This window comes from Bacteroidota bacterium, assembly GCA_026391695.1.
Classification (GTDB): domain Bacteria; phylum Bacteroidota; class Bacteroidia; order Bacteroidales; family JAGONC01; genus JAPLDP01.
On sequence record JAPLDP010000086.1, the window covers coordinates 73,541 to 85,798 of the forward strand.

The window sequence follows — 12,258 nt, forward strand, 5'->3', positions numbered from 1 at the left end:
TGGGAAAAAATGTAGTTTCCGGATGATTTCCGTCAAAATAAATACTCATTATTTAAAAAAAAGTATTATCTTGCAAGTGTTAACCAAAAAACTTTAAACCTATGAACACAAGACTTATCATCGCTACCCTTGTGGGCGGCATCGTTTCCTTCTTCCTTGGCTGGCTGATATTCGGCGTCCTGCTGATGAACTATTATGAAGCCAACACAACGCAATATGCTGGGCTGATGAGAGAAATGCCCAACATTATTCTTATGATAATAGCTAACCTGGCTAATGCGTTTCTGCTGGCATTCATTTTCCAACGCTGGGCAGGGATAAAAACAATCGTTAAAGGGTTGCTTGGAGGGATGCTGGTGACTTTCCTGATCATCCTGTCAATGGACTTCTATTTACTTGCCTGTATGAACCTCTACACCCCTACTTCGATCATTGTGGATATTATAGTCAACACCGCTTTTGGCGGGATCATCGGAGGTATTATCGGATGGGTCCTTGGCTTTCAGAAGAAAGTGGCCGCTTAATTTCGGCTGACTTTGCTGAACATCTTCACTGACTGACCACCCTGGTGAGTCATGAGCCTTACATAATATATTCCTGCAGGTAAATCTCTGATATCCAGCGATATATTCCCGGAGGCATCACATGATATTGCCCTGCTGGTGATCATTCTTCCTGTGTGATCCAGAAGAGATACGGTCAGAACAGATGGTGACTTCATTTGATAGTCTAAGGATATTCTGTCGGTGGCTGGATTTGGATATACCGAAGAATATGTGCCTGACATATCCGGATCATTGATACCCACGAAAATGATGGATTCATCGAGTATCATCATGGTTATGTCGCTGACCGTGGTATTTCCCTCATCAAGCACGATAGACATAGGTACAATGGACTTGCCGGGTATTTCGGCAAAGAGCTTGTAAGTGTCGAATGCAAGGTTTGAAAAATAGAATGACCCGTCGCTGCCGGAGTAGTTCATTGCCACGAAGTCGGTGGTGGCAGACTGTAGTATGACCGGGATATTTGCCGCTGTGGGGGTGAAGGCTCCGGTCAGGATCTGACCGCTTATTGATCCGGGTCCCTGCGGAGGGATGCTTACAGGCACAAGGTGGATATGAACACCGTCGGTATTTTGTGTCAGGTTAATGACCGTTGCATCCTCCCAATGAAGGACATCGCCATAATACGTCGGAAGGTAAAGGCCATAATAGGCTGAATTTGGGCTTGGTTCAGCTTTAATTATATACTGTGCTGCCGTCAGCCCGCTGAACTCATAGTAACCCTCACCAGCTATCATTTCGGCATATACATCTACCACATAACCTTCCAGCATCTTAAAACCGTATGCGAATCCTGTTTCCAGCCAGTTCTCGCCGGCCCATACACGGCCAACAATAAAGTAATATCCTGACAATTCCACATCCAGTGTCGAATAGCCCGGTACAGCCACGGTGTCCTCTACGATAAGGGTTTCATAACCTTCTCTTGAAAATTTAACTGTATACGTGCCATGTTCCAGTGGCAACTCATAATATCCTGAAGCATTGGTATAAACGTATTGTTCGCCGGCAATGACCTTTACATCGTTTATTGCTTCTCCTGAAGCTGCATCAGTGACGTAGCCTTTGAATCCTGCCGGTTCCGGTGCTACCACATGCATGATATTGTAAATATATGTCTCAGGATTTACAGGGTCATTCGACACGCATCTGAGATTGGCTGTATAGGTCCCATGCTCATAACCTTCAGAACAATAGGTTATCCATATCGTTTCCTGGGTACCTGGTAAAAGATAAGCCGATGCCGGCTCAACAGATGTTATAAAGGTGCGGGGGTAGTCGAAACGAACAATCATCTCAGGGTGGAGATAAGGAGCATCACAAACGACTTGAAGGCCCACGCCTGGATCAGGTGATTGTATACCTACCGTCCCTGCCGACGAATTGAATTCACCGGTAATATGCCGGTATTTCAAAAGGATATCCCCGTTTGATTTCATCACCACCTGTCCAAAAATATAACTTTCGGAGCCCAGGTACTGCACGAATTTATTGAACTGGATGATGACATACATATCAAAATGCTTTATATATACCTTCGACAAGCCCTCAACAGGTTTCAGGTCATCCCAGAACCAGGCTATGAAGCTGACAAGGTCGCTGTTGGTTGGTATCGAATCGTTGATATAAGGCATTTCCTGATCGGTGAAAGTAATGCATCCATTGGAGTTGATCCAGAAAAGCGATTTTGTTTCTCCGTAAAACGGAAATTCAAAGCCGAATTCGAATGGTCCTACTGTGTTATCATCTTCAATACCTACCACAAGTGAACCTGTTTCAGATATATCATTGTATTCCCATGGTGGTCCGCCCTCTTCATCGCTGTCGATCCAGTAATAACCAAATTCATCCGGTCCACCCCAAGCCCGTTGTCCATAACCGGGAAAGGCGAAGGTAAGCGTGTCGCTGCCCGTATTCGAAAGGATGGTGTGAACCGTAACAGTGCTATTCACATTAAGTGTCGCCTCCAGCGTGTCGGGATCAATATTTATAGTTTGCGAATTCAGACTGATTGTGAAGAGGGATAAAATGATCAATACGAAAAAATTTTTCATGATAAGATTATTAAGTACTACTTTTTTACTGAGTATCCGAAATTACTAATAAAACCGCTTGATTGACAACAATTTCAAATAACAAATTTATTTACTGGATGATCAGTATTTTCTCATTTTTAACAGTATCACCTATCCGGGCATGAACACAGTATACCCCCGGTAAAAGAGATGTTCCAGCGAGGCTGGTTAAATGCTTTCCACCTGGTAAACGTCCGATAAAAAGACAAGAAACATATTGTCCCTGCATATTGTAAAGAGATACTTCACAATCAGAAGTTTCAGAAAGGAAAAGTTCAATTGTTGTTTTCTCAGTAACTGGATTTGGATAAACTCTCAGCATCGTTTTATTTAAAGAACCCTCCTGGATTGCAACCGGTCCCAATGACCCATCCGTTCGTATGTTCTGGGCATAGATACCAAAATCGGACTCAGTTCCGGTTTCACCCCGCATTTCATTCCAGACAACGATCCATTGATCATTAGCAAAATCACCACCATCAATATCATATTTCTCCCCATCGGTTCCCGATAAAAGAATCTGCTGCCCTCCCCAGAGATTCTGACCGTCGGAATCAATGCGGAAAGCGAATATATGGTTCCTGATAGCCGTATCGGAAGGCTGAATATACAGGTATTCAAGAGCATAAAAAATAGCCATGTCATTATCGCTGCCAGGTTTGACTACGAGATCGAAATATGTTGAATCCTCAACAAAGTCATTAAATTGTTTTCCCTGATCACCCCAGATCCTTTCTCCTTCAGGGGTAAGCTTCTGTCCGTATACACTGTATCTATATCGCAAATTTATATTATCATAGTAAATTTCCCTCCAAAAAAGATAGAGGTGCTGGTCATCCGGAAGTTTTGTCACGACAGGCTCGACCTGATCATGCTCCGGATTGGCACTGGCCTGCAATGGACCCGTTTCATATATCCAACCCCCATCCTGATCAAGGCGCTGAATAAAAACAGAAATCTTGGTCGAAGAAATTGGTGTCATCCAGCAAATAAACACACCGCCTTCTCCATCAGGTGCCAGGTGGGTGGTGGTATAGAAAGTAGGAAAATCCATCATATTCCCGGTATCAACCTGAACAGGGGAAGGCCAGATGGCACTGCCATCCATATTGAATTTCTGTGCACGGATATGGTAATAGTTGGGTGCTCCCGGGACAATATTCTGAGGAAGACTCATATATTGCCATACTACCAGAAGATTGCCATCATCGGTTAACAGGATCCTGTCAAAAAAGTAAAGCAGGGTATCCTGCAGGACAATACCGTCGCCCCATTGTTTTGTCCCATCGGGTGTGACCTTTTGTAGCACAATCCTTGAAGGCTGGGTGGTATCATACGGGGTCTGTGTCCAAGAAAAAATAATATCACCTGATTCGGTCACCAGTGCTTTTGGGTAGGGATTGAAGTCGAGGTTATCGCTTATGGCCAGGCCATCCTCTCCCCAGAGCAAATCACCTCCGGGTGACATCCTGTATACAAAAACATTGCTGTTGCCGGTGCGTAAATCCTGAGTGGCTAATACGGCATTTCCCTGAAGGTCCATGGTCAAGCTGTAATCGGTTACCCATGTGTCTGTTATGTGGTCGCTGAGCAACAAACCGTCTTCACCCCATAGCTTATTCCCTTCTGCATCCAGGCGTTGCATATACACATTAAAGTTCAGATCAAGACCAGAGAACCAGGAAATGTAGCTGCATCCACCCTCATCTGAAATGATATGAGGAACTGCTTCCCAGTCACCGGAGTTCTTGATCTCCAGGTTAGTCATTGGATCATTACTCCACTGTGCCTGTATGATAAAGGGGAGTAACATCACTACGCTCAGGAAAAAATAGATTTTTTTCATGATGGTTAATTTAGGTATAAAATGAAAAAACAACCCTTTACTATAAAAAGTTCTGGTATAAGCTAATCCATTACAATGACTTTCCGGACATTCACCAGCTCATTAATCCTGGCTCTGATAAAATAAATCCCCGATGATAGATCGCTTCCATCTATTTTAAGATAGAGGGTTCCTTTGGGACAGTTTCTCTTATACAAATCCTTAACCACTTGTCCTTGAATGTTCAATAATCCGATCTCCACCAGAGCAGGTTTGTTCAGCTCCATTTCAATCGTGGCATGATGCTTAAAAGGATCCGGATAACAATTAAAATTTAAACTGGTTGATTCAGTTTTGTCTCCGGTGGCTGCTGCCGGATCATAGTAAGTACTATAAATTCCATTGCCCTGTGTGGCAATAGCAATAAATCCGTCTGATTCACGTGCGTCGATCATATCCACCATAATATATCCAATCGAATTGGATCCTTCCTGTGCCCACACGGTTTGATCTCCATTCAGGGAAATGGTAGAATAAAGTCCGGTACTAGTTCCTGCAAAATAAACGGTATGCTCATCGTAGTTTAACGTTTTCACCCATCGTACAGACGGCCCGGCACCGCTTCCATCCGGATACTGTTCCAGATTTCCGCTGACATGCGTCCAGTTCATTCCCCCGTCATCGGAATAATAGATACTTTTAACACGATAATTTGAAAAAACCGTAAATATCCTATCTGCATTTGCCGGATCCACATCGATACAGGCTACAAAAGCGTTGAAAGGGAAGTTTTCTCCTGTAATTTCGATTGGGTAAGGATCTCCTGTATTTGCGTCGTCTAATTTGTACAAATGTCCATTGTTGGTTCCATAATAAAGTCGGTTTGGAGGATTGAGGGATATGTTGAGGGCTGATATCTCAACAGATTCGCTCAGGTCAATATGATTTAATTTCGACCATCCTGCATTTCGGAGGGAAGTATCCTGTGAAGCAGCTTTCATGTTATCTTTTCTCCAGATGCTGTTTATTGTTGGTAGATAAAATGTTTCATTCGACACGGGGTCCAGTATAAAATTGCAATAGAAGGGGAAGATCGGATTTGCACCAATGGTGGGATCATAATAGCTCAGAAGTGTATCAGGTGTTTGATAGAAAATATCTTTAGGGTGGTTGTTCTCATCGAATAAATGTGTCCAGATATTACCGCTATAGGCTGATATGACCGCAAAATCGTGGTTATCAGCAATCCTGCTTGAAAAGCCATCGTAATAGAGATCAACGCTTTGAAACCAGTAATCACCCGGTGCATTTGTGAATGTATAGTACCAGTTGTTATCTTGAAGTCCTCCCAGGATGATATCATCGCCATTACCTGCATGATCTATAGCTACTGAGTAAAATTGGGACGTACACAGATAATTGTTTAAACGGGTCCAGGATACGTTTTCAGCTAAACAATCTTCTGTAAATACAATTCCGCCGTCACATGCTACATATAAAGCATCAGGATTTGAGGGATGGAAAGCGAATGCATGTACATCGGGGTGAAGCATATGCAGCGAATCCATATCATAGGGATCACCGCCAATCCAGGATGTCTGCAACGTGTCAAAAAATCCGTTTGTGGTCCGGAATAGACTCATCCCGCCGGTAAAAACCACATTCTCATCATCGGGTTTAACACCCAGGGTAAATGTGTAACCTCCATAGGATATAAACGAGTTCGGATAACTCAGAAAGTCTCCGTGGCCATTCCCGAACATATTCTCTGTCCTGTTTTCCCAGGTACCCGAATCGGCCTGAATATTATAGGTGTATTTCCAGAAGTAATTATCAGAGTTAAAAATTCCGGAATAAGGTATATGAATGGAAGATGGTGATTCTGTCATCAGATATACCACTTTTTCATTGGATGGTGCCACAGCCAGTTGCATTCTGCGATAAAGATCCGGAAAACCGGCAGGAGTGATATTGATCCAGTGGATCCCATCTTCCGAACGCCATACGCCCGCTTTTTGAGGCCGCATGATGGAGGTTGTAAAAGAACTCAGGGCAGCATAAAGAACGCCATCTGAGGTTATGGCTATATCTGTTGCAAAGGAATTATTGGTCAGATCACCTAGGGTGATAGTCCAGGTATTACCTCCATCCACCGATCGCATGATGGCACCATAACAGGCAGCATAGACCATATCTTTATCAGGAACAGTGGGATCGGTCACTATCCGCCAGACACCCTGGAATACTTTTTCAAGTGTTCCTGGCGTCCCTCCCTGGGTTGAAGGCAGGGGTTGCCATGTCTCTCCGTTATCTGTCGACTTAAAAATACCATTCCCAATCCCAATCGTTCTTACATTCGTACTTACATTGCGATCGGTGGTACTTAAAATTTCTCCCGTACCGTAATACCAGATGTCTGTTTTTCCCGGTCTGGTATCTTGCGCAAGAGCCGTAGCACTCTGCTCTGTATTGGGAGGAGTCACCTTGTACCATACATTACCTCCTGTAGTGGTACGCCACATGCCTCCTGAAGCGCTTCCCGCCAGAATAATATTTTCATCTTCCACATCGAAAGCCATGCATAACATTCTGCCACCGACATTAAAAGGTCCTCTGTGGTCCCATAGCTGGGTTCTTTCTGATGTTTCCTTCTTGGGTAACGTGGAGGCAAAAGCCAGTTCATCTGCCTTGATATGATCAGGAATGGCGTTTATTTGAGGATCCCGTATTTTTTCATACTCATATTGTGCATTGTACAATGCAAATTCTCCTCTGGACAAACGATATAATTCATCCGTAACCGGCTTTGCAAAATCACTTTTATTTTCTGTATCAGAATTATTTATGAAAACCAGATAATAAAATCCCGCCAGAAGGATTAATGGTCCCGCGAGATAATAACATTTCTTTTTCATTTTTTAAAAAATTTGAATAATGCAATTTACGATTTTTTTTAATTTTCTGACACGAATTTGTTATTGCAATTATTTTTCCAGCCACAAAGATGCGGGTCAAGTGACTAAGCTGCATTAACTATCAAGGAAAAAAAAATGTAATATTGTACCTGTCCTGTGACCCGATAAAATAATTTTCATTAAAAGGATCTGACCGAAAATGAGACGTCACAACCTGCACCGTATATTAGTTTTTACTGTTTTTGTGCTTTGGGGACATGCCTATTTGACTGATATCTCTTTGGCACAAGCTCCCGGGATCCGCCAGCCTGTCGATACTGTCGGCTTTGCCACATTTAGCTGGCAAATGGACAGCATCATGACAAGAATCGGCAGGGAACAAGGAAAACTATTTCAAAAAACATTAGCTGATGCTCACATCGCTGATAATTATACCTGGAAAACCGTGATTTGCCCTCATGATGATTACACTTATGTTGGATACCTCTATCCGGCTGTTTTAAAAAACCTGAAAGCAAAAACCATCATTCTCTTCGGTGTGGCACATAAAGCCAAGCAACTTAATCTTGAAAACCAGATCATCTTCGACAGCTACTCCTCGTGGAAAGAACCAAAGGGTAATGTTCCGGTGTCAACGTTAAGAGAAAAAATAATTAAAGAGCTGCCACCTGAGACATACCAGGTCAATGATTCCATGCAAAGCATAGAACATTCAATAGAAGCCCTAGTGCCTTTCATTCAGTACTATCACCCGGATGTGGAAATTGTCCCTATCCTGGTTCCATATATGAATTATGACAGAGCGAATGAAATTGCGCATGCTCTGGCAGCAGCAATTCAAAAAGTTACTCAGAAAAGAAACTGGACATGGGGTGAGGATTATGCCATAGCCATCAGCAGTGATGCCGTGCATTATGGTGACCAGGACTGGGGAGGAAGCAACTATGCCTTTTTCGGCGCTGATACCTCAGGATATATTGCGGCTGTTCAGCATGAATGGGAGATCATCAACACCATCTCCGGGAAAATTACACCTGAACATGTCAGGAAATTTACAACCCTCACGGTCGATGAAAAGGATTATAAAAAGTATACATGGACATGGTGCGGAAGATACTCAATACCTGTGGGGCTTCTTACATCATACTACCTGGCTTACCTGTTAAGGCAGGACGAGCTCACAGGTATACCTGTCGGCTATGCAACAAGCATTGATCATAAGCAAATTAAAGTTGATGATATCCGCATGGGTGTGACAGCCCCCGCAAATATCCGCCATTGGGTAGGATATGCAGCTATCGGGTACAAATGATATGGGAGATTTACTAATTTTTTAACCACGGAGGGACACGGAGGTATATATGGAGGAACACAGAGGGACTATACAATCACACGTTTTATTCCATTACGAAGGTGCTTAACGTTGAAATTTATCAGTAGCCCAACTTTGCATCCTGATAATTTTAAGTAAGTAATGACCTGTGCTAGATGCACTTCATTAAAGGTTTCAACTGCCTTCACCTCTATAATCACTTTGTCTTCAACAAATAAATCCACTCTATAACCAATCTCTAACTTAATACCTTTATATATCAATGGAAGAGGTTTTTGTTTTTCAACATTCATTCCTTCTTTTACTAATTCATAGTTCAGACATTCTTCATACGATGACTCTAGCAAACCAGGACCAAGTTTTGAATGAACATTTAAAGCGCATCGAATTATTCTCTCCGTAAGATCAGATTCAATCATTCATCCTCCGTTTTACTCCGTTTTTCCTCTGTGATACTTCGTGGTTAAAATTGTTTAAATTACATTGAAATGGTTGATTCCCCAATAACAATTAATCCGGAATATGCTAAATTTGTGACCCACTTATAATCATTTTAAGAATGAATTATCGAAGGAATAATGCCAAATGTGTAGTGATTCTATTACTGATTTCCTCCCTAAGCAGTTTTTCTCAGGAGAAAATTATCTCTTATCATTATGATGCCGGTAAATGGCCTGGCGAAAGGATGATCGACGCCACTCATCTCAATGCACATATCAAAATTGATCCCTACACTCAAACTGTTGAAGGTAATGCGGCTTTTACCTTTAAACCATTACGGCATCAGCTGGACTCGATAACTTTTTATGTTCCTGATATCCGGTTTAATTCGATTACTATTGATAAAGTACCGGTTAAATACCGTTCTGACAATGACCAGGTGATTATTTACACATCATTCATTAACCAATACGACAGTCTCCACGAAATCATTTTCGATTACAAGGCCAAATCCCCGTCCGTTCTTTATTTTTCCGGGTGGGATGATCCGCGTGGCATCAAGAGAAAACAGGTATGGACACACCGGCCCATGAGCTGGCTTCCTTATATCACTGACCGGCTCACCGTGGATATGTATGTGACCTTTGACAGGAAATACAAAGTTTTTTCCAATGGTGTGCGTGTCGAAGTGAAAGAAAATGCCGATGGTTCCAAAACCTGGCATTACAGGATGAACGGGCCTCACCCTCTTTTCTCCACGGCACTGGTCATCGGCGATTATGACTTTAAGTCCTCACAGACTTCAAAAGGTCTGCCTCTGGAATACTGGTACTATCCCGATCAGGAAGACCGTGTTACGACCACGTACCTTTATACTGTGAAGATGTTCGATTTCTTCGAGGATGAGATGGGTTTGCCTTACCCCTGGGAACTTTACCGACAGGCTCCTGTCGTGGATTACTTGTATGGGGCCATGGAAACAACGACATCTACCGTATTCGGTGATTACATGTTCGTTGATGAAAGGGCATTCTCAGGCAGGAGCTACGTCAACACCAATGCTCATGAGCTGGCACACCAGTGGTTTGGAAATTATATCACACACCTGGCATCAAAAGATGTGTGGCTGACAGAGAGTTTCGGAACCTATTATGCCAAGATGTTCGAAAAGTCGGTCTATGGAGAAGATTATTACCAGAATGTCAGGAATAATGAGCTGCTGGAGACGATGGAAGCTGCCGTCAGGGATAACTATGCCACGGGTCACAGCAGCGGCGGCAGGGCACGCTGGTATCCGAAAGGATCCCTTATACTCGACATGCTCCGTTATGTGATGGGCGATGCCGACTTCAAAACAGCAGTGAAATACTACCTTGAACATCACCCTTACCAGGATGCCGGAACATCTGACTTTTTCAGCTCGGTGTATTATTCAACAGGGCAAACCCTCGACTGGTTCTTTGAAGAATGGATCCTTCGCGGGGGAGAACCGGAGTACACTATTAAATATGAAGAATTAAAAATTAAGGACGAAAAATGGGTGACGCAGATGGAGGTCAGACAGTTACATACCGTTAATGAGCTAATAAAATATTTCAGGATGCCCATTATCTTCGAAGTGCATTATTCTGACGGTAGCTTTGACAGTAAAAAAGAATGGGTGGACAGTGAGACTACTATTGTGGTTGTTCCCAATCCGGGGGAAAAAGAGGTCGCTTATGTACTTTTTGATCCAAACCGTCAAATCCTGAAAAAAGTCAACTTTGAAAAAAGTTTTGAAGAGCTCTCACATCAGGTGCTGGAAGCACCAAATATGATTGACCGTTATGATGCCTTACTCGCATTAAAAAAATTCACGACAGATCAGAAAAAAGACTTGTTAATACGATGCTATGATAAGGAGACTTATCAACTTACCAGGGGAGAAATCATCGCCCAGCTTGCCGCTGATAATTCACTCGCGACAATTGACCTTATAAAAAAAGCCATGGCAGATGAGGATCCGTATGTCAGACGAGCGGTGCTGATTAATGTAAAAAACGTGCCGTCAGACCTTAAAGAAGATTATGAGACCTTATTGAATGATTTCTCTTATATCAACCTGGAACTTGCTTTGGAGAACCTCATTCGCTCCTTTCCCCCGGATGCAGACCGTTATCTTGAAATAACACAAAATCAAACCGGATGGCGTGGTATCAATATCCGGATTAAATGGCTTGAACTGGCTATTGAAAAGGGGAAAAAGGAATATATGAACGAACTTATCGACTGCAGCAGCCTGAGTTATGAATTTGAAACCCGGCAGAATGCGCTCATGGCATTAAAACGCCTGAATTATCTTGATGAGCGTGTTGCCAGGAACTTGTTTGATGCCGTCGTATACTGGAATTATAAATTGTCGAATACGGCAAAAGATGTCCTCACCTATTTCATGCAGCAAGATCAGTATAAGAAGATTCTGATGGATTATTACCACTTGCATGAATGGAGTGACGGACAGAAAGCGACTTTGAGCAAGGTATTCAATTACAAGTTGCCATGATGGCTGCTTGGCAGAACGGGGAAACACAACAAGCGGAGTCATCAATGCTAGCGCGCGTCTGTGACGCGTGCTAAAGAATTGCGCGTTTCAAACGCGCTGATACCAGGCACGCGTTCGGAAACGCGCGCCAGCTGGGCAACAGGAACAAGGGGACCAGCAAGCGTAAATAATCGTCATAATATCCTTGCACTGTTATCTCGGGAAAAAACCTTAAATTTATTGGCTAATAAGTTTCAAAATGACCGTTCAGGAATACCTTCAAAAAGTCAACCAACTATACAAATCCGGCATATCAACGGAGCATAGTTACCGGCCTGACCTTCGAAACCTTCTCGAAAGTTTGCTTCCCGGTGTGGCAGCAACCAATGAACCTTCCCGGATTGAGTGCGGTGCGCCTGATTATATCATTACAAAGAAAGACATCCCCATTGGCTTCATCGAAGCAAAAGATGTTGGTGCTGACCTGAATAACAGGATTCATAAAGAACAGTTCGACCGTTACAGGGCATCGCTGAATAACCTTATTATCACCGATTACCTGACCTTTCAATTCTATGTGGA

At 43.0% G+C, this 12,258-nt stretch carries 8 protein-coding genes; 4 read left to right on the forward strand and 4 right to left on the reverse strand.

Going from position 1 to position 12,258, the window contains the following annotated elements; translation table 11 throughout:
- Positions 1 to 101 precede the first annotated feature (101 nt).
- Positions 102 to 524, forward strand: coding sequence for a hypothetical protein (locus tag NT175_13445; protein MCX6235701.1), 423 nt, complete (start codon positions 102 to 104; stop codon positions 522 to 524).
- On the opposite strand, the gene NT175_13450 is transcribed toward NT175_13445, so the two are convergent.
- From NT175_13450 to NT175_13460, 3 genes are all read right to left on the reverse strand, one after another.
- A complete protein-coding gene (locus tag NT175_13450) occupies positions 521 to 2,620 on the reverse strand; it encodes a carboxypeptidase regulatory-like domain-containing protein (GenBank protein ID MCX6235702.1) in 2,100 nt (699 codons plus the stop codon). The two genes, NT175_13445 and NT175_13450, sit on opposite strands and share 4 nt — an antisense overlap.
- Before the next feature lie 91 nt (positions 2,621 to 2,711).
- Positions 2,712 to 4,487 carry a T9SS type A sorting domain-containing protein gene (locus NT175_13455; protein ID MCX6235703.1) on the reverse strand — a complete coding sequence of 592 codons (1,776 nt, stop codon included), beginning with the start codon at positions 4,485 to 4,487 and terminating at the stop codon, positions 2,712 to 2,714.
- A gap of 62 nt (positions 4,488 to 4,549) precedes the next feature.
- A complete protein-coding gene (locus tag NT175_13460; protein MCX6235704.1) occupies positions 4,550 to 7,381 on the reverse strand; it encodes a T9SS type A sorting domain-containing protein in 2,832 nt (943 codons plus the stop codon).
- 199 nt (positions 7,382 to 7,580) lie between these two features.
- On the opposite strand from NT175_13460, the gene amrB reads away from it, so the two are divergent.
- Positions 7,581 to 8,693 (forward strand): AmmeMemoRadiSam system protein B, encoded by a 1,113-nt coding sequence (gene amrB / locus NT175_13465; GenBank protein MCX6235705.1) that lies wholly within the window; start codon positions 7,581 to 7,583, stop codon positions 8,691 to 8,693.
- Positions 8,694 to 8,761: 68 nt separating this feature from the next.
- On the opposite strand, the gene NT175_13470 is transcribed toward amrB, so the two are convergent.
- The gene (locus tag NT175_13470; protein ID MCX6235706.1) at positions 8,762 to 9,133 is read right to left on the reverse strand and encodes a GxxExxY protein; all 372 of its coding nucleotides are present in this window, start codon (positions 9,131 to 9,133) and stop codon (positions 8,762 to 8,764) included.
- A gap of 140 nt (positions 9,134 to 9,273) precedes the next feature.
- Between NT175_13470 and NT175_13475 the strand changes: the two genes are divergently transcribed.
- On the forward strand, positions 9,274 to 11,697 hold the full coding sequence (locus NT175_13475) for a M1 family metallopeptidase (GenBank protein ID MCX6235707.1): 2,424 nt from the start codon (positions 9,274 to 9,276) through the stop codon (positions 11,695 to 11,697).
- A gap of 238 nt (positions 11,698 to 11,935) precedes the next feature.
- A partial coding sequence (locus NT175_13480; GenBank protein ID MCX6235708.1) for a DNA methyltransferase occupies positions 11,936 to 12,258 on the forward strand: 323 nt, incomplete at its 3' end.

Excerpts from the sequence above, each read along its gene's own strand:
- NT175_13445 (MCX6235701.1), top strand. The coding sequence starts at position 102 with ATGAACACAAGACTTATCATCGCTACCCTTGTGGGCGGCATCGTTTCC.
- NT175_13450 (MCX6235702.1), bottom strand. The coding sequence starts at position 2,620 with ATGAAAAATTTTTTCGTATTGATCATTTTATCCCTCTTCACAATCAGT.
- NT175_13455 (MCX6235703.1), bottom strand. The coding sequence starts at position 4,487 with ATGAAAAAAATCTATTTTTTCCTGAGCGTAGTGATGTTACTCCCCTTT.
- NT175_13460 (MCX6235704.1), bottom strand. The coding sequence starts at position 7,381 with ATGAAAAAGAAATGTTATTATCTCGCGGGACCATTAATCCTTCTGGCG.
- amrB (MCX6235705.1), top strand. The coding sequence starts at position 7,581 with ATGAGACGTCACAACCTGCACCGTATATTAGTTTTTACTGTTTTTGTG.
- NT175_13470 (MCX6235706.1), bottom strand. The coding sequence starts at position 9,133 with ATGATTGAATCTGATCTTACGGAGAGAATAATTCGATGCGCTTTAAAT.
- NT175_13475 (MCX6235707.1), top strand. The coding sequence starts at position 9,274 with ATGAATTATCGAAGGAATAATGCCAAATGTGTAGTGATTCTATTACTG.